The organism is Erwinia sp. GW821-FHT03D09 (genome assembly GCF_059420805.1).
Genome location: NZ_JBWKUK010000025.1, coordinates 1 through 17,786, shown reverse-complemented (window position 1 = coordinate 17,786; position 17,786 = coordinate 1). Strand labels below are relative to the sequence as shown.

Genomic DNA, 17,786 nt, shown 5'->3' with positions numbered 1-17,786 from the left:
CTCCTGATTAGTTTCAAATTAAAACCAATTGCAGCCTGCGTGAAGTGGTTTTAAAATGCAACTAAATAATTTTCAGGAGATGAAACGATGGCGGCAAATATTCCGTTCAGCCAGTCACCCTGCCCGGTGGCCCGCAGCGTGGATCTGATCGGCGATCGCTGGATGCTGATGATCCTGCGCGACGCCTTTGACGGCAGCCGGCGATTCAGCGAGTTTCAGCGCGGACTGGGCGTGGCGCGCAATATACTGGCCGATCGCCTGAAGAAGCTGGTGGAAGCCAATCTGCTGAAGGTGCAGCCCGCCTCAGACGGCACCGCGTGGCAGGAATATGTGCTGACCGAGCGCGGCCTGGCCACCTTCCCGCTGATCGTCGCGCTGCGGCAGTTTGGCGAGAATCAGCTGTTCGGCCCGGGCGAAGCGCATTCCGAACTGCTGGAAACCGCCAGCGGGCAAACGCTTTTCCCCCTGCGGATACTTAACCATCAGGGTGACGAGATCACCCCGGAAATGACCCGGGTGCAGAAGCTCGACTGAGTCTTATGCAAAAAACGCAAATAGCTAGATGAATTCCTTGGTTCACCAAACCCCTTGTCAGGATTGATATTTATCGTCAGCAGATAAAACAAACTGACAATAAAGGAATTCTTCATGCGCACAACTTTCCGCCTCAACGCCCTCGCCGGCGCACTGGCGATATTTTCCGGGGTGATTGCCGCACAGGCAGCCGATAAACCCGTTCAGGGCGGCACGCTGATTTATCTTGAGCAGCAGGCACATACCAACCTTTATCCCCCTGCCGGTGGCTTCTATCCCAACGGCGGCATTCTTAATCAGATCACCGATAAGCTGACCTGGCAGAACCCCAAAACGCTGGAAGTTGAGCCGTGGATTGCGGAAAGCTGGAGCAGCAATGCCGATAAAACCGAATACACCTTTAAAATCCGCCAGGGCGTGACGTTTTCTGACGGCACGCCGCTGGATGCCAACGCGGTTGCGAAAAACTTTGATACCTATGGCCTCGGCAACAAAGCCCAGCGCCTGCCGGTCTCGGAAGTGATCAACAACTATGACCACAGCGAAGTGATCGACCCGCTGACGGTGAAGTTCTTCTTCAAAAAGCCGTCGCCGGGCTTCCTTCAGGGTACCGCCACCATCGGGTCCGGCCTGGTATCCCTCAGCACGCTGGCACGCAATTTTGAAGCGCTGGGCGATGCCCGTCACATTATTGGTTCCGGTCCGTTTGTGGTCAGCGATGAGAAGCTGGGCCGCGAGGTTGATCTGAAAGTGCGCGCGGACTACCAGTGGGGGCCGAAGAACGGTTCACAGCAGGGCCGCGCCAATCTGGACGCGATTAAAATTATCGTCACCCCGGAAGACAGCGTGCGCATCGGCGCACTGCTGGCAGGCCAGGCGGGAGCCATTCGCCAGGTACAGGCCTACGATGAAAAGCAGGCCGAACAGCAGAACTTCCCCATCTACGCAGCACCCACGCGCGGCATTAATGACAGCCTGAGCTTCCGCCCGGATAACGCCCTGGTCGCCGATGTGAAGGTGCGCAAAGCCCTGCTGCACGCTACCAACAGCCAGCAGATTGTCGATACCCTGTTCTCTCCTAACTATCCGGTGGCCAGGTCCGTGCTGGCCAGTTCGGCGGCGGGCTACGTTGACCTCAGCGACCAGCTGAAGTTTGACCCGGCGCTGGCCAACAAACTGCTGGATGAAGCGGGCTGGAAAGCGGGCAGCGACGGTATCCGCCAGAAGGATGGCCAGAAGCTGGCGCTGACGGTGTATGAATCCCTGCCGCAGCCGCAGAATAAAGAGGTCCTGCAGTTGGTGGCACAGCAGTGGAAGCAGGTCGGCGTCTCGCTGGCGGTAAAAGCGGGCGATGCGGGCAGTAAAACCGTCGATAACCTCGACCCGCAGAAAACCCCGGTTTCCGTCACCGAAGTGGGTCGTGCCGATCCGGACGTGGTGAAGAGCCAGTTCTATCCCACCAACCGCGATGGCCTGTTGCAGAAAGGCGGCTCGAGCAGCCTGGTGAAAACCTTCCGTGACGACAAACTCAACGGCATTCTTGAGGGCATCGCGGCCGAAACCGATCCGCAAAAACGCCTGGCGCTGACCGGCGATGCGCAGCGCTATCTGATCGAGCAGGCCTATAACATTCCGATCTTTGAAGAGCCGCAGGTGTTCGCCGGCGCGCCGTGGCTGAAGGGGCTGACCTTCGAAGCCGTCGGTCGCCCGAGCTTCTACGGTGCCTGGCTGGAAAAACACTGAGGTAAGCAGCGATGACGGGATATTTCACTCAGCGACTGGGACAGGCTCTGCTGGTGCTGTGGGTGGCGTTTACCGTCTCCTTTGTACTGCTACAGGTGCTGCCCGGCGATGCGATCCTGATTAAATTTCAGAACCCTGATTTAGGACTGAGCCCGGCGCAGATCGAAGAGATGCGCCAGTCTTACGGAGCCAGCACGCCGCTGTGGCAGCAGTATCTGCACTCTCTCGGCAGCATGCTGCGCGGAGATTTTGGCTTCTCCGTGCAGGCCGGGGTGCCGGTCAGCGAACTACTGACCGAAAACTTCCCGGCCACGCTGCGCCTGGCGCTGCCGGGCTTTGTGCTGGCCACCCTGCTGGCGGTGGTAATTGCCTTCAGCTCCAGCCTGACCGGGCTGCGCTGGCTGCGTAACGCGCTACAGTCGCTGCCTTCTCTGTTTATCTCGATCCCCACCTTCTGGCTGGGGATTGCGCTGATTCAGGTCTTCTCCTTCCAGCTGCGCTGGATACCGGTGATCAGCCCCGGTGAGTGGGTTGGCCTGATCCTGCCGGTGATCACCCTGGCGGTGCCGATTTCAGCGCCGCTGGCGCAGATCCTGATCCGCAGTATCGACCAGGTGCAGACCCAGCCGTTTGTCGCCGTTGCCCGCGCCAAAGGCGCCAGCCAGCGGCGGGTGCTGTGGTATCACGTGGCGCGTAATGCGCTGCTGCCGGTGCTGACCATTGCCGGTCTGCTGTTAGGCGAGCTGATTGCCGGCGCGCTGATCGCCGAAACGGTGTTCGGCCTCAGCGGGCTGGGGCAGCTGACCCAGCAGGCGGTGAACAATCAGGACGTGGCGGTACTGCAGGCGATCGTGATGATTTCCGCTACCGGCTTCGTGCTGATCAATTTACTGGTCGATATCTTCTCGCCGTTACTCGACCCGCGTCTTAAGCATTATCAGAGGGCAGCATCATGAGCCTCGCCGATTTGAACAGCACACACAAAACCTCCCGCCTGTACTGGCGCAATATCCTGCCACGGCAGTTCCGTCCGGGGCTGGTGCTGGCCTGGCTGACGATCGCCATCGCCATTCTCTGGGCGCTGTTTCCGGGCTGGTTTACCGACTGGAGCGCCACCGAAGGGGTGGCCGGGGTGCAGCGCCTGGCACCGCAGGCCGGGCACTGGTTCGGCACCGATCAGCTGGGGCGCGATCTCTATGCGCGTATCGTCTGGGGCGCATCCCATTCACTGAGCGGCGCGCTGGTTGCCGTGACGCTGGGTCTGACGGTGGGCACGCTGCTCGGCGTGATCGCCGGGGCACTGGGCGGACGCAGCGAAAGCGTGGTTATGCGGCTGGTGGACGTGCTGCTGGCGATTCCCGGCCTGCTGCTCTCCCTGAGCATTATTATCCTGCTCGGCTTCGGCACCGTTAACGCCGCGATTGCGGTGGGGATCACCTCCATTGCCAACTTCGCCCGCCTCGCCCGCTCTGAGGTGGTTCGCGTGCGCCATTCCGAATACGTTGAGGCGGCTTACGGCAGCGGCGGCACCTTCTTCGCGGTGCTGTGGCGGCACATTTTACCGAACTCGCTAACGCCGGTGCTGGCGTTCTCCGCGCTGCAGTTCGGCAGCGCCATTCTGGCGATTTCCACCCTGAGCTTCCTGGGCTATGGCACGCCACCGCCCACCCCGGAGTGGGGGTTACTGATCGCCGAAGGACGTAACTATATTTCTACCGCCTGGTGGCTGACCACCTTCCCGGGCATTGTCGTGGTGCTGGTGGTACTGGCCGCCAATCGCATCAGCCATCATTATTCAGGAGGCCGCCGATGAGCGAATCAACCCAGCCAGTGCTCAGGGTGAACAATCTGAGCATCGCCTACCGCAGCGGCGGCGAGCAGAAACGGGTGATCCACAATGTGTCGTTCAGCGTGGAACGGGGTGAAGTCGTGGCGCTGGTCGGCGAGTCCGGCTCGGGGAAAACCACCACCGCGCAGTCGATTATCGGCCTGCTGGCGGACAATGCGGTACGCGAAGCGGGGCAAATCTGGCTGAACGGCGTGGAAATCTCCCACTGGTCGCAAAAGCGGCTGGACGGTATTCGCGGTGCCGCTATCAGTCTGATCCCGCAGGACCCCGGCAGCTCGCTGAACCCGGTGAAAACTATTGGCGCGCAGGTGGAAGAGATCCTGCTGCTGCATGAGCCATTATCCCGTCAGCAGCGCCGTGAGCGCGTGGTGGCGCTGCTAAAGCGCGTCGGGCTGTCGCATCCCGAACAGCGCGCACAACAGTATCCGCACCAGCTTTCCGGCGGTATGAAGCAGCGGGTGCTGATCGCGATTGCTATTGCGCTGAAGCCGGCGCTAATCATCGCCGATGAGCCCACCAGCGCGCTGGATGTCACCGTGCAGAAGCGCATTCTCGATCTGATCGACGAGCTGCGCCGTGAGTCGGGCACCGCAGTGCTGTTTGTCACCCACGACCTGGCCGTGGCCGCGGCGCGTTCCGATCGGATTCTGGTGTTCCGCCACGGTGAAATCCGCGAGCAGGGCAGCGCGGAGGCGATTGTGCATTCACCGCAGGATGCCTATACCCGCCAGCTGTTCGCCGATGCGTCCGCGCTTTCGGTGGGAAGCTTCGCTCCGGCTCAGCGGCCGCAGTTTTCCCAACCGGCTGTTGAGATTATTGGCCTGAACAAATACTTCTCCCTTGGTAAAGGTAAAGGCTTCCAGGCGCTGAACAACGTGTCTTTCAGCGTTCAACGCGGTACGACCCATGCCCTGGTCGGTGAGTCCGGGTCGGGGAAAACCACTCTCGCCCGTATTTTGCTCGGCTTCCAGCAGGCGGACAGCGGCCGGGTGGTGATTGACGGTATTGATGCCTCATCGCTGCGCGGCGAAGCGCTGCGTCAGCTGCGCCGCAAGATCCAGCTGGTCTGTCAGAACCCGTTTGCCTCACTCGATCCCTCGCAGACGCTGTATCGGGTGATTGAAGAGCCGCTGCTGAACTACGAACCGCTCAGCCAGCAGGAACGCCGCCAGCGCGTGGAAGAAGCGGCAACCCGCGTGGCGCTGCCGCTTACCCTGCTGGACCGTAAGCCCCATGAGCTTTCCGGCGGCCAGCGCCAGCGCGTGGCCATCGCCCGCGCGCTGATCCTGCGCCCGCAGATCCTGGTGCTGGATGAAGCTACCTCGGCACTGGATGTCACCATTCAGGCGCAGATCCTCAGCCTGCTGCTTCAGCTACAGCGGGAGCTGGGTTTGAGCTATCTGTTTATTTCACACGATCTCGCCACGGTCCGGCAGCTGGCGCACAGCGTTTCCGTGCTGCGTGCCGGGCAGCAGATTGATTACGGCAACACCGCCGGGGTGTTTAATCGCCCCGCCAGCGACTACACCCGCGAACTGATTGCCGCGATACCCGTTTTGACTCGCGCAAAGGACACCGCATGACTACTAAACGCCTTGGATTTTTTACCCGCCTGCTGGACAAAACCAGCGCGCAGGAACGCTATCGACTGGCTACGCTCCAGATTCAGCATGCCGAGCGCTGGGGATTCGACACCGCCTGGGTTGCCCAGCACCATTTCCATGAACACGAGGGCGGCCTGCCCTCCCCGCTGCTGTTCCTCGCCAGCGTGGCGGCACAGACCTCGCGCATCCGTCTGGGCACGGCGATTATCACCCTGCCGATGGAGAACGCGCTGCGGGTGGCGGAAGATGCCGCCGTACTCGATCTTCTCAGCCATCATCGTCTGGAGCTGGGGCTGGGTTCCGGCGGTACGCCAACCTCATTTCTGCCGTTCGATCTGACGTTTGGCCAGCGTGCGGACGCTTTCTCGGCCAATCTGGACACCCTTATCAAGGCCTGGGGCAACGCGCCGCTGGCGCATGAGGATAACCGACTGTATCCGGCCGCACCGCAGCTGGCCGGGCGTCTCTGGCAGGCCACGTTCTCGGTTGCCGGGGCCGCACGGGCCGGAGCCGCCGGTCACGGGCTGATGCTGTCGCGCACCCAGCCGCGGCCGCCGGGTCAGCCGGATCTGCCACTAGATGCGATTCAAAATCCGCTGATCGATGCCTATCTGGAGGCACTGCCGCGCGGCGTGGAACCGCGCATTCTGGCCTCGCGCACCGCGTTCGTCAGCCGCAACGGTAACGAAGCGCGCCGTCTGGCCCTGCCGGGACTCACCGCGCAGGCGGAGCAGCATCGTACCGCCGGGCATGTCGTACCGGGCGATACGCTGGATGACTATATTGCCATTTTCGATGCGCACCTCGGCACACCGGAACAGGTTGTCGCCTCGCTCCGCAGGGACAGCACCCTGCCGCGCGTCACCGATATTTCGTTCCAGGTGCACTCTATCGATCCACCGCATCAGCACATTTTAACCTCTATCGAACTGCTGGCTACCGAGGTCGCTCCGGCGATGGGCTGGCGACGGGCCGCTACCGTACAGAATCACAAGGAAACCGTATGACACCGTCTCAGGATTTACTGCAAAAACTGGCCGACATTGCGGCAGACAGCCCGCTGGCGGAAGCCCGCCTCACCCGTGAGGCCGCCACCACGCACACGCAGGGCAGCTACGATGTGCTGTTCAGCGGCAATGATTCGGGCGATTTCCCGCTCTCTTTGCGCCTGTCCCTGGCAGAACAGATTGCCCGCTGGCACGGCGAAGAATCGCTGGCGGTGCACTATGCCGGACGGATCACCACAGCCCCGGCAGAGGATCGGCTGGCCTCCGCGCTGGCACATGCCGAGCTGCTGACCTTTAAACCGGCCAGCGCCGAACCGACACATTTGCAGGCGCTGGAACAGGTGGGATGGAGTAAGGCAGCGATTGTAACCCTGTCCCAGCTGGTGGCGTTTATCAGCTTCCAGAGCCGGCTGCTGCGCGGCTATCGTCTGCTGAACGGCGAGAACGGTTCGGCGGCCAGCACTCAGCCGGTGACCGCGGCCGCATGGCGCACCGAACCCCAGACCCTGAGTGGGAAAAATGCCCCGCCGGCGTTTACGCGCGAAGAGCTGGGCTGGGAGCCGTGGCTGGCGGCCAAACCGCTGACCGAGTTCAACCCGCTGGAAAAAGCCACGCTGGCCAAGTTTGGCCATACCGATTCCGATTATTTCCGCCTGCTGGCGCGCAACCTGCCGCTGCTGGAACAGCGCACGCTGACTGACAAGGGGATTTTCTTCACCTCCGGCGGACTGCCGCGCAAGGAGCGAGAGCTGGCCGCTACCGTCTCCAGTAAGGTCAACGGCTGTATTTTTTGCGCCTCGGTTCACGCCCGTAAGGCCGCGCAGCTGTCGAAACAGCCGGAAGACATTCAGCGCCTGATTGATACCGCCCCCGGAAAACCGCTGGCGGTGGATCAGTCCCCGCGCTGGCTGGCGCTGATCGACTTCGCCGCTTCACTGTCCGCCACACCACCAACGGCCAGCGTTAAGCAGCTGACAACCCTGCGTGAACAGGGACTAAGCGAACTGGAGCTGGTGGATCTGATCCAGTCTACCGCGTTCTTCGCCTGGGCTAACCGCCTGATGCTGACCCTTGGCGAGCCGTACACCGAAACCGTCTGAATTGACAGGGGAGCTGCGGCTCCCTTTCTAACAGGAGCGATGAATGTCACAACCGCAACCCGCACTGGATCACGTGGTGATCAACGTCGGCCCACAGCTGGATGAGGCAGCTGCGCTGTTTCAACGTCTCGGCTTCCAGCTGACCGCTCGCGGCCACCACTCGCTGGGTTCAAGTAATCACCTGGCGATTTTCGGCAATAACTATCTTGAACTGCTCGGTTATGAGCCGGATCGCGGCAATCTGCGCCGCGATCTGTGGCAGTCGCCGATCGGCCTTTCGGGGCTGGTGTGGAAAACAAACGATGCCGATGCGGTGTACCAACATCTGCAACAGCAACAGCTGGCCGATACGCCACCGGGGACGTTTTTCCGTCCGGTCACGCTGCCGGACGGCAGTGAGACGGAAGCCCGTTTTCGTACCGTCAGGCTGCATGCCGATCGCGTACCGAACGGCCGCAGCTTCTTTTGCCAGCACCTGACTCCAGACGCGGTCTGGCAGAAAGACTGGCAGGTACATCCGAACGGCGTTACACAGATCCGCGAGTTTGTTATCGCCGCCGAACGTCCCGGGCAGGCCGCCGAGGTTTATCTTCAGCTGTTCCCTTCCGTGGTGCTACAGGAAACGGAAAACGGTGAGCGGGTGATTGATGCGGGTGTGGCGCGGATACGCTTTGTTCCGACTGAAGCGGCGGAAAGCGAGTTCGGCAATCTGCCAGAGGACTATAACGGCAGTACCAGAATGGTGGCGCTGAGCCTGCACAGCGCTTCGCTGGAACAGGTGAAAGAGAGCCTGTCTCAGAGTGGTATTCCCTTCCATGAGGATCGGCAGGGCGTTCGCGTTGATGCCCGGCACGCTTTCCAGCTGGCGCTCCGTTTTACACAGTAAACCGGCACGTAAAGGTCAGTGCAGCACCATACGTCGCATTGACCAGGCAGGTCAGGCAGGTCAGGCAGGTCAGGCAGGTCAGGCAGGTCAGGCAGGTCAGGCAGAATAGCTTCGACCGGACGTAAAAACAGCGGGCATCTGCCCGCTGTCTTATTCTACCCGTCAGCAAAGAATCGGAGCTTAGCCCAGGTACTCAATAATCGACAGTCCGCCGTTATAGTCGGTGCTGTAGATAATGCCCTGCGCATCCACAAACACATCACAAGACTGGATCACCTGTGGGCGTCCCGGACGCGTATCCATCATTTTCGCCGGGGCGGCAGGCACCAGCGCACCGGTTTCCACCGGCTGATACGGATTGCTGATATCGTAAGCGCGTACGCCCGCGTTCTGCCAGGTGGCAAAGATCAGGGTTGAGCTGACGAAGCTGCCCGGGCGGTTTTCATGCAGGTTATGCGGGCCAAAATGCGCCCCTTTCGCCACGTAGTCGATCTCAGCCGGCTGCGGAAAGGTCGAGATGCTGACCGGATTTGACGGTTCGCGAATATCAAACAGCCAGATATGCTTCTCTCCGTCCTCCTGATTATCCAGCACCGCCTCATCCAGCACCACCAGCAGATCGCGATCCGGCAGCGGCAGCGCGGTGTGCGTTCCGCCGCCGAATGGCGGGCTCCAGTTGCGATGGCTAATCAGCGTCGGCTGACTGCGGTCGCTAACGTCCAGTAGCGTCAGACCACCGTCGCGCCAGCTGCCGTAAGCAGTATCGCCACTGATAATCGCATGGTGCAGCGCATAGCGTTTACCTTCAGGCCAGTCCGGCTTTTCCCCCTCTGCGGCATTCATGCCCGGCAGCCACCAGCGCCCCGCCACTTCCGGCTTCTGCGGATCGGCAAGATCAATGGTCAGGAAAATATAGTCGGTAAAGCCGTCCAGCAGTGCGGAAACATAGGCCCAGCAACCGCCCACGTACCAGATGCGGTGAATACCGATACCGTTCAGCGGCAGGAAGCTGATTTCACGCGGGCGATCGGGGATAGAGATATCAAAAATGCGCAGGCCGGCGCTCCAGCCCCGATCCTGAACATCACTGACCGTCTCGCCCACCGAGCGGGTGTAATAGACTTTCTCATCGGCAAAACGCACGTCGGCGAACAGGTCGCGGGCGTTGATCACCAGCAGCAAATCGCCGTGCGCCTGCAGATGCACATTCCACGTTCCCGGCGGCGCGGCAATATAGCCTGCGGGGCGCGGATTTTTCGCATCACGGACATCAATAATCGAAAAGCCGGACGAAACCATATGGCCTACGTAGGCATAGCCACGATGAACCATCACCTGCACACCGTCCGGTCGCCCGCCCTGGTCGCTGTGACCAATCAGGCGCATGTTCCGGCTGAATTCCGGGGTCGGTAAACTGTCTGACACGGTATCGTCCTTACTTTTTGTATTTCGCTTCCAGGGTGGCGAACCACGGCGCTACGAAGTCTTCGGTCTGGCCCCAGCCCGGGATGATTTTGCTCAGACCCGCTACGTTAACCGGACCGGGCTGGGCAACCAGCAGCGCCTGCGGAATGGTGGTGGCTTTAAATTCGTAGCTGTCCGGCGTGGCTTCACCTGCCAGCTTCAGCGCCACCAGGCGCACGTTGGTGGCACCGATCAGTTTCGGATCGACTGCCGCCGTCACTTTCCACGGGCTGCCGGCTTCACGCATCAGCTGCAGATCCTGATTGGATACGTCGATGCTGTAGAGTTTGATTTCGGTACGGCCATTCTCTTTCAGCGCTTTCATCGCGCCCTGGCTGAAGGCATCCCAGGTTCCCCAGATCGCATCCACTTTACCTTTTGGATATTTGGCCAGCAGCGCGCCGACCTTATTGGCGGTATCGCCCTGGACGTCAGAGGAAACGGCACCGACGGATTCCAGCTCGTGGATGCCCGGGTTTTCCTGTAGCAGCTGCTTGTAGGCCGCCTGGCGGCGTTCCATCGGCGGGAAACCGGCGACCCACAGTTTGATGATGTTGGCTTTGCCGTTGTGATCCTGCACCAGCTGGCCGAAGGACAGTTTGGTCAGGGAAGCGTCGTCCTGCTGGGTGACGGTGGCGCCGGGAATGGTGCCGTCAACGGAGGTATCAAACACCGACACCGCAATGCCGCTATCAACGATCTTTTTAATCAGCGGCGCAGCATACGGCGCGCGGCCCTGCGACAGAATGATCCCGTCATACTTCTGGCTGATCGCCTGGTTTACGAAGTCCTGGAATTTGGCGTCATCACCGTTGGTTAAAAAGGTGCTCACCTTAAAGCCCAGCGCTTTACCCTGCTGGATCGCGCCCTGGACAAACTGCATGGTGTTATCGTCGGAACCGAGGTTACGGATCACCGCAATACGTACCGGGCCATCGTGGCTGGCAATTTTCTCCGGTACCGGAGTTGGCATGGCGGCATGAACGGGCAGAGCGCTGGCAACCAGCAGGGCCAGTACGGAAAAAATTGGTTTCATCAGAGATCCCTGTATCAAAAAGTAAACTGGAGAATAAACGGCACGATATGTCACTTTTTCATGCCTGTAACTGACTGACAAAGAAGTAAAAGGAATAAGTAACTATAAAAAAAGTATTAGCCTGTGGCGAAGGCTCTACAGCAGGATAGAGACAAAGAAACGCGAAGGAATATCATGGACATTACCGCAATTCAGGTCGTTCCAGGCCCCGCTAACTATTATTCTCATCCCGGTGCACTGGCGCGCCTGTCAGACTTATATAGTGAAGCGCAGCTTTCTCAGGCCGTCTGGCTGTACGGCGAGCGCGCAATTCAGGCAGCGCGCCCCTTCCTGCCGGCGGCGTTCTCACTGAGCGGCGCACGGCATCTGCAGTACGGCGGACACTGTACCGATCCGGATCTCGCCCGGCTGGCGCAGGCTGCCGGTGACGACCGCCAGGTGGTGATTGGCGTGAACGTCAACGATCCGGCCCAGATCGATCCGGTCATCGCGCACACCCTGCGTCCTAAAGAATCCATCCATGCGCTGCCAATCCCCGTTACGCCGGACAGCCTGCGCGAAGCATTTCTTCACGTTGAGTCCTTAGGTCGGTAAACACAGAGTCGGCTCATTTTTACTCAGGGTGAGCCAGATATTTATCCACAGAATCGGGGGATAATTCAGTGAGTAACTGTATTAAACCTGAGAAGAAACCGTCAGAAAAAATAATTAAGATGCTGATAGTAAGCTGTTTTTTATTTACCCGAGGCAACCAGGGACAGATAAAGGCCGCGGCCGATTTTACCACCGATAATTCAGACAAATCCGCTATCGATGCGTGACAATGTCACAAAATTCAGCTGTTCAATGAGGCATAGAGTCACAGACATTTTTTGCTATTCTGTCAGCGCGACTTTCCCGTCAGAAGCCTAACGAGTAAACAATGATGAAGGACAGGACAGATATAGCGCAGCCCCGTGAAGATAAAACTAAAATTATCGGCGTGGTCAGCGATGAATTTACCAATCCCTACACCGTTACCCTGCTGAATGAGCTGACCCGTCAGTTAAACCAGCGCGACAGTATCACGCTGCTGCTGAACGTCAACTCACGCGACGGCTTGCAGGCTGCGCTGAGGAGCACAGCATCATTAAAACCCGATGCGCTGGTTTTCCTCTCATCCGTCTTCAGTGACGAGCTGCGTGTTGCCGCCGATATTCTGCCGCAGGTTCCGGCAATTTATATCGGGAGTACCGCGCCTGATACTGCCGCAGAAAGCATCCTTGTTGATGGGTATACCGCCGGGAAACAGGTTGCCCGACTGCTGAATTCGCAGGGCTATATCCGGTTCGGCTATCTTCAGGCGCAGGATTCCGCACCGCTGCCGCAGCAGACTGGCTACAACGAAGGACTGGCCGCTGCACATCAGTCCGTTAAACAGGTTCTGACCGCCGATGGCTTCGACCGTGAGCACGCGTGGCGCGCCACCCTGGCCTATCTGAAGCAGACCTGGGCTTCCGAACGCATCGATGCCCTGTTCTGCGATAACGATGAACTGGCATTTGGTGCCCTGCAGGCGGTGCGTGATTTTGGTGAACGGGTACACATTGGCGTTGTCGGTTCTGGTGACACCAGCGAAGCCCACTCCCCGACCTGGCATCTCACCAGCCTGTCACAGCGCAGCGATCTGCTGGTCAGCGAAGCACTCAGCCGCCTGCTGGATAATCACAGCGACCCGGAAGGTGTATGGCGTCACGGTGAACTGAAAGTCCGGCATTCACACCTGAGCCGCGAGACCTTCAGCGAACCTTCGCAGTGTGGCTGCGCCAGCCGACACTGATCGCACGAATTCTACGGCTCGATCTCTTTTACGCCGAAGCCAGCCCGGCAACGATCCCGGGCTGGCTTTTTTTGTTATGTGAAAAACGATCCTGCCTGAAAATCCCCTTAATAACCACTGTAGCGAGAGGATCAACTTTGGATGTCCACTGTAGAGAGAAGTCCGCTGAAATAACCACTGTGGAGAGTATTAACCACTATAAAGACTGATATCCACTATCCACTACAGGGAGCAGATAACCACTGCGGTGAGAACACTGTCCACTGTGAGGAGTAATGGAAGATAAAGAAGGGTATCAGGGATAAGAATCCAGATGTTAGCGATTACTCACATACGATAAAACAAGGGTTTGCAGGTTAGTGGTCACCAGGGCGGCGTGCAATAACCACTGTAGAGAGTGACGCCACTCATTACAGTGGTTGCCATACTCTCTGCAGTGGTGATTAGGGGATGATGGTGCGACGATCGCTCACTACAGTGGATGGTGAGTTCACGATCCTCTCACCACAGTGGTTACTTAATCAGGTTTTACGACCCTTGCGGATCTTCTCCAGCAGCTCCAGCTCTTCACGGGAAAGCATCACCATCTCCCCTTCTTTCTCCCTGCTGTCCGGGATGTCATCAAACTCGTCTTCACCGATGTCAGGCAGGCTGAGCGGGATATCTGCCGGGCGCAGTTTTGGCCGCCTGTAATGGATAACAAAGTACACCACCTTACCCCGCTTCACTTCCGTATAGTCGAGGTAGCCGATTTCTTTCAGCTGCTCCATCGCCTTACGCACCGTGGCATTCTGCGTGATGGTCCGGGAGGTCAGATTGAGCCTTGCCCGCAGGCGGGCCATGGAGATCGGTGCCGGTGAAGGCGGCAGACTCTCGATAAACGTGTAGAGCGCCTGTGCAGACTCTTTACGCGAAAGCTCGTTGATCGCTCTGAGCTGTAGCAGCACTTTTTTATCAAACTGGTAGAGCTCAAAAATCTTCGGATCGGCCTGAAGCGTTACTGAGTCATTTTTGGTGCTGTATTTCGCCGACTGAACCAGGTGAGTGACGTAGTACTCCCCTTCTTTGCTGCTGAAAGCAATGGTGTTGGTCGCAATGCGGGTCAGAGACGCGTCCAGACGGCTTCTGAGACGCGCAGAGGACCGTACAGAGGGTATCCCACAGAGTTTGGCAAAATCGATGAATGGCAGCGTTACGCTGTCTCCCAGCACCTTGTATTTAGCAAACGCATGAATGATCCCCACCCAGGTCTTAAAGTCGTTATCCATATCCAGTCGGGCGCCGGTGATCTTTATATTCTCATACCCTTCCGATTTGACGATCGACAGCTGCTTTAATTCTTCCGTGACGTCCATAGTAGACATCTGGTTCTTACGCCCGCGCGCGGTGGATTTCAGCGTCGGAACAAACAGTCCCAGCCGCATCAGAGCCACAGGCTGCACGGTATTATTGGTGTTAGGCGTCAGGTTGATAACTTCGCCGGTGCGTTTATCCGTTTCACTGAAAGCGTCGGCTATCATTCTGTTTTCTGGATCTTTATCCGGCATCTTTTACATTCCATCAACTCACAGGCGAGGATCGCGATTACTGGTCACAGTGGATACTAACACTCACTATAGCGGATATTCTACTCACTACAGAGGTTTTATTACTTACCACAGTGGTTAGTTTACTCTTCACAGTGGATAGTAACCCCCTCCAGGAGCAGGCGTGGCGCGGCTTGAGCGCATGCAGGGATCTTTATGGTTCTTATAAGGTTCTTTCTGGATCTTGTTACTGGATCTAAGCAGTGGATAAAATTACGTTATTTCAGATCTGAAAACTGTGGAAAAGATCCAGTAACCGCCTATCCGGATTCATCTGCTCATTTTACAACCCACCGCCGCCGCATATCTGTACGAAATCAGAGTTGATAAGGTTATTCACACGGTTTTTGCCCCTTTCCTCACTACAGTGGTTTCGATCTACTCTCTTCAGCCGTTAGCCGACTCTCTACAGCGGTTGTTTTACTCCCCGTAGCGGTTGTTTTACTCCTCACAGTGGATAACGATCGGGCCTCAGGCCAGACAGGGCAAGGCCTCCATAGGTGCGGGGATCTTCTTGGATCTATTTATGATCTATTCAGGATCTAATTATTGGATCTGGCCTGTGAATAACGGGGAAAAACACCCAGTTATGACGTGAGTATGAGTAAAACAACGATCTTTTCTTTCAGTCATCCATTTAGAGATAAAAGCCACCTTTATGTTGATAATTATCTCCGTGTGTAGGATTATTGATTTTAAGAAGATAAGCTACATAAGTGGAGACATTGATGAATATGGATTCGCATCAGACTGAAAAGATTGCCCAGCGGGCAGGTAAAATGCTGACTTCTCTGACTGAACACATTCAGGCGCAGAAAGAAGAAATGCGTGAGAACGAATACTTTCAGGTCTACGCCAAAGCTGCACTGGCAAAACTGCCTAAACTGACGCGTGCTAACGTTGATTATGCCGTCAGCGAAATGGAAGAAAGCGGTTATGTTTTTGATAAACGCGCTGCAGGGTCCTCAACCAAATATGCGATGACTCTCCAGAATATTGTGGATATCTATCAGCACCGTGGCGTACCTAAATATCGTGACCGTCATGCAGAAGCGCTGACCGTATTCGTCGGCAACCTGAAAGGGGGTGTGTCAAAAACCGTCTCCACCGTTTCTCTGGCGCACGCGATGCGTGCTCACCCTCACCTGCTGTTTGAAGATCTGCGCATTCTGGTTATCGATCTCGATCCTCAGTCTTCAGCGACCATGTTCCTTAACCACACAAGGGCTGTGGGTATTGTGGAAACGACCTCTGCACAGGCAATGTTACAGGACGTCAGCCGTGAAGAGCTGCTCGAAGAATTTATTGTCAGTTCAGTTGTGCCCGGTGTTGATGTGCTGCCTGCTTCAATTGACGATGCATTTATAGCCTCCGGCTGGGAAGGTCTGTGTAGTGAACATCTGCCAGGCCAGAATCCGCACGCCGTTCTGCGGGAAAATGTTATCGATAAACTAAAGTCAGACTATGACTTCATCTTTGTTGACAGCGGACCGCATCTTGATGCGTTTCTGAAAAATGCCATTGCTGCAGCGGACCTGCTGATGACGCCGGTTCCACCAGCACAGGTTGATTTTCACTCCACGCTGAAATATCTGACGCGTCTTCCAGAGTTGGTCAGCATTATTGAATCTTCGGGCTGCGGTTGCCGTCTGCTCGGCAACATTGGTTTTATGTCCAAACTGTCTAACAAACCGGATCACAAAGTCTGTCACAGCCTGGCAAAAGAAATTTTCGGCGGCGATATGCTGGATGTTGCCCTTCCCCGCCTTGATGGCTTTGAACGCTGTGGTGAATCCTTTGATACGGTTATTTCCGCCAACCCGGCGACCTACATCGGCAGCAGCGAGGCGTTAAAAAATGCCCGTGCCGCTGCGGAAGATTTTGCCAAAGCAGTCTTTGATCGTATTGAATTTATTCGCATTAACTGAGGTGCCTGATGAACATTAAACGAAATACTATCGGGCGCACCTTCAGTGCGCCGGTATTAAACAGCGAGCCGCAGGCAGAACCGGTCAAACAGATCTTTACGCTGTCATCAGGCAAAAAAGCCGTTTTTACCCGCGTTACCGTGGCAGCAGCAGATGTTGCCAGCAAAACATTTGTGGTTCAGGAAACCAACGGCCGCGATCAGGCGGCACTGACGCCTGAATCACTGGAAGGCATTACGCGCACGCTGCGGCTACAACAGTTTTTCCCGGCGATTGGCGTACGTAAAGGCGAGACCATTGAGATTCTGGACGGTTCGCGCCGTCGAGCTTCCGCCATTCTGTGCAACGTTGGCCTTGATGTACTGGTTACGGATGTGCCGCTGACTGCAGCCGAAGCGAGAAATCTGGCGCAGGATATTCAGACCGCGCGCGAACACAACATTCGTGAAGTCGGCCTTCGTTTGCTGGCGCTAAAGGAAAGTGGACTGACACAGAAAGAGATCGCCGAGGACGAAAACCTTTCGCAGGCGAAAGTGACCCGTGCACTGCAGGCCGCCAGCGTTTCTGCCGAGCTGCTGTCGGTCTTTCCGGTCCAATCTGAGCTGACCTACGGCGACTATAAAAATCTGCTGGCCGCGGAAGAGATGCTGGCTACCATGGACGTTTCTATACCGGAGTTGCTGGATAATATTGGCAGTGCGGTGGAGAACATCCGCGCTCAGCCCTCCCTGGCTGAAGATGAAGTGAAGAATAAAATCATCGCGGAGATCAGAAAGGAAGCGGCCTTACTGGTGATGACGCCGGAGAAGGACAAAGTGGTCACCACGCCGCTGTGGGACTTCAGTGATAAGAACCGCTATGCGCGCAAGAAGACGCGTGGACGCACCTTCAGCTATGAGTTCAATCGCCTGCCAACCGATTTGCAGAACGCGATCGACAGCGCCATCGCTGCGGTACTGGCTAAGCATTTGAAGAGCTGATTGTCTTTTCCCCTGCATTGATGGCGACAGTGAGGGCCAACGATGCAGGGGTTATAGCTGTTTTCCTCACCATTGAATTTCACGCCTTTCTCCCCACCAATTTCACTATTAATATACTGTTTTATAATGAATTTCACTTTGAATTTCACGATGAAATCTCCATAATTTCACTGCCTCAAACCTCAAACCTCAAACCTCAAACCTCAAACCTCAAACCTCAAACCTCAAACCTCAAACCTCAAACCTCAAA

Annotated in this window: 15 protein-coding genes and 2 pseudogenes; 14 read left to right on the top strand and 3 right to left on the bottom strand. The window is 57.1% G+C overall.

The genetic code is table 11. The annotated features are described in order from the left end of the window. Positions 1–87: 87 nt before the first annotated feature. From AC07U6_RS20365 to AC07U6_RS20330, 8 genes are all read left to right on the top strand, one after another. Positions 88–534, top strand: a complete 447-nt coding sequence (locus AC07U6_RS20365; protein WP_494764645.1) for a winged helix-turn-helix transcriptional regulator — start codon at positions 88–90, stop codon at positions 532–534. Positions 535–648: 114 nt separating this feature from the next. Next, positions 649–2,277, top strand: coding sequence for a TIGR04028 family ABC transporter substrate-binding protein (locus tag AC07U6_RS20360; protein ID WP_494764646.1), 1,629 nt, complete (start codon positions 649–651; stop codon positions 2,275–2,277). 11 nt (positions 2,278–2,288) lie between these two features. Continuing rightward, positions 2,289–3,233: an ABC transporter permease gene (locus AC07U6_RS20355; protein ID WP_494764647.1), complete on the top strand. Its 945-nt coding sequence runs from the start codon at positions 2,289–2,291 to the stop codon at positions 3,231–3,233. Further along, positions 3,230–4,090: an ABC transporter permease gene (locus AC07U6_RS20350; RefSeq protein ID WP_494764648.1), complete on the top strand. Its 861-nt coding sequence runs from the start codon at positions 3,230–3,232 to the stop codon at positions 4,088–4,090. Before AC07U6_RS20355 ends, AC07U6_RS20350 begins: the two co-directional genes overlap by 4 nt. After that, on the top strand, positions 4,087–5,709 hold the full coding sequence (locus tag AC07U6_RS20345; RefSeq protein WP_494764649.1) for a dipeptide ABC transporter ATP-binding protein: 1,623 nt from the start codon (positions 4,087–4,089) through the stop codon (positions 5,707–5,709). The genes AC07U6_RS20350 and AC07U6_RS20345 overlap by 4 nt, the downstream gene beginning before the upstream one ends. Beyond that, positions 5,706–6,737: a putative FMN-dependent luciferase-like monooxygenase gene (locus tag AC07U6_RS20340; RefSeq protein WP_494764650.1), complete on the top strand. Its 1,032-nt coding sequence runs from the start codon at positions 5,706–5,708 to the stop codon at positions 6,735–6,737. Before AC07U6_RS20345 ends, AC07U6_RS20340 begins: the two co-directional genes overlap by 4 nt. Beyond that, a complete protein-coding gene (locus AC07U6_RS20335) occupies positions 6,734–7,837 on the top strand; it encodes an alkylhydroperoxidase domain protein (protein WP_494764651.1) in 1,104 nt (367 codons plus the stop codon). Before AC07U6_RS20340 ends, AC07U6_RS20335 begins: the two co-directional genes overlap by 4 nt. A 43-nt stretch (positions 7,838–7,880) precedes the next feature. Further along, positions 7,881–8,723: a VOC family protein gene (locus tag AC07U6_RS20330; RefSeq protein WP_494764652.1), complete on the top strand. Its 843-nt coding sequence runs from the start codon at positions 7,881–7,883 to the stop codon at positions 8,721–8,723. Between the two features lie 180 nt (positions 8,724–8,903). Here the strand turns inward: AC07U6_RS20330 and AC07U6_RS20325 are convergent, their stop codons facing one another. Continuing rightward, complete coding sequence (locus AC07U6_RS20325; protein ID WP_494764731.1) at positions 8,904–10,109, bottom strand: LVIVD repeat-containing protein; 1,206 nt, start codon at positions 10,107–10,109, stop codon at positions 8,904–8,906. Between the two features lie 49 nt (positions 10,110–10,158). Continuing rightward, the gene (locus tag AC07U6_RS20320) at positions 10,159–11,223 is read right to left on the bottom strand and encodes a sugar ABC transporter substrate-binding protein (RefSeq protein WP_494764653.1); all 1,065 of its coding nucleotides are present in this window, start codon (positions 11,221–11,223) and stop codon (positions 10,159–10,161) included. Between the two features lie 174 nt (positions 11,224–11,397). On the opposite strand from AC07U6_RS20320, the pseudogene AC07U6_RS20315 reads away from it, so the two are divergent. Both AC07U6_RS20315 and AC07U6_RS20310 read left to right on the top strand, forming a co-directional pair. Continuing rightward, a pseudogene (locus AC07U6_RS20315) lies at positions 11,398–11,676 on the top strand (oxidoreductase); the annotation flags it as partial. Positions 11,677–12,145: 469 nt separating this feature from the next. Next, positions 12,146–13,042, top strand: a complete 897-nt coding sequence (locus tag AC07U6_RS20310; protein WP_494764654.1) for a substrate-binding domain-containing protein — start codon at positions 12,146–12,148, stop codon at positions 13,040–13,042. A 521-nt stretch (positions 13,043–13,563) separates the two neighbouring features. Here AC07U6_RS20310 and AC07U6_RS20305 read toward each other — a convergent pair. Further along, positions 13,564–14,310 (bottom strand): RepB family plasmid replication initiator protein, encoded by a 747-nt coding sequence (locus tag AC07U6_RS20305; RefSeq protein ID WP_494764838.1) that lies wholly within the window; start codon positions 14,308–14,310, stop codon positions 13,564–13,566. A gap of 121 nt (positions 14,311–14,431) precedes the next feature. Between AC07U6_RS20305 and AC07U6_RS20300 the strand changes: the two are divergent. The 4 genes and pseudogenes from AC07U6_RS20300 to AC07U6_RS20285 form a co-directional block, all read left to right on the top strand. Continuing rightward, positions 14,432–14,542: pseudogene (locus tag AC07U6_RS20300) on the top strand (hypothetical protein); the annotation flags it as partial. An 820-nt stretch (positions 14,543–15,362) separates the two neighbouring features. Then, positions 15,363–16,556, top strand: a complete 1,194-nt coding sequence (locus tag AC07U6_RS20295; RefSeq protein ID WP_494764732.1) for an AAA family ATPase — start codon at positions 15,363–15,365, stop codon at positions 16,554–16,556. An 8-nt stretch (positions 16,557–16,564) separates the two neighbouring features. Next, complete coding sequence (locus AC07U6_RS20290) at positions 16,565–17,536, top strand: ParB family protein (protein WP_494764656.1); 972 nt, start codon at positions 16,565–16,567, stop codon at positions 17,534–17,536. A gap of 29 nt (positions 17,537–17,565) precedes the next feature. Then, the coding region (locus tag AC07U6_RS20285) for a hypothetical protein (RefSeq protein ID WP_494764835.1) at positions 17,566–17,786 on the top strand (221 nt) is incomplete at its 3' end.

Coding starts and splice junctions, on each gene's coding strand:
- AC07U6_RS20365 (WP_494764645.1), top strand. CDS start 88: ATGGCGGCAAATATTCCGTTCAGCCAGTCACCCTGCCCGGTGGCCCGC.
- AC07U6_RS20360 (WP_494764646.1), top strand. CDS start 649: ATGCGCACAACTTTCCGCCTCAACGCCCTCGCCGGCGCACTGGCGATA.
- AC07U6_RS20355 (WP_494764647.1), top strand. CDS start 2,289: ATGACGGGATATTTCACTCAGCGACTGGGACAGGCTCTGCTGGTGCTG.
- AC07U6_RS20350 (WP_494764648.1), top strand. CDS start 3,230: ATGAGCCTCGCCGATTTGAACAGCACACACAAAACCTCCCGCCTGTAC.
- AC07U6_RS20345 (WP_494764649.1), top strand. CDS start 4,087: ATGAGCGAATCAACCCAGCCAGTGCTCAGGGTGAACAATCTGAGCATC.
- AC07U6_RS20340 (WP_494764650.1), top strand. CDS start 5,706: ATGACTACTAAACGCCTTGGATTTTTTACCCGCCTGCTGGACAAAACC.
- AC07U6_RS20335 (WP_494764651.1), top strand. CDS start 6,734: ATGACACCGTCTCAGGATTTACTGCAAAAACTGGCCGACATTGCGGCA.
- AC07U6_RS20330 (WP_494764652.1), top strand. CDS start 7,881: ATGTCACAACCGCAACCCGCACTGGATCACGTGGTGATCAACGTCGGC.
- AC07U6_RS20325 (WP_494764731.1), bottom strand. CDS start 10,109: ATGCGCCTGATTGGTCACAGCGACCAGGGCGGGCGACCGGACGGTGTG.
- AC07U6_RS20320 (WP_494764653.1), bottom strand. CDS start 11,223: ATGAAACCAATTTTTTCCGTACTGGCCCTGCTGGTTGCCAGCGCTCTG.
- AC07U6_RS20310 (WP_494764654.1), top strand. CDS start 12,146: ATGATGAAGGACAGGACAGATATAGCGCAGCCCCGTGAAGATAAAACT.
- AC07U6_RS20305 (WP_494764838.1), bottom strand. CDS start 14,310: ATGGATAACGACTTTAAGACCTGGGTGGGGATCATTCATGCGTTTGCT.
- AC07U6_RS20295 (WP_494764732.1), top strand. CDS start 15,363: ATGGATTCGCATCAGACTGAAAAGATTGCCCAGCGGGCAGGTAAAATG.
- AC07U6_RS20290 (WP_494764656.1), top strand. CDS start 16,565: ATGAACATTAAACGAAATACTATCGGGCGCACCTTCAGTGCGCCGGTA.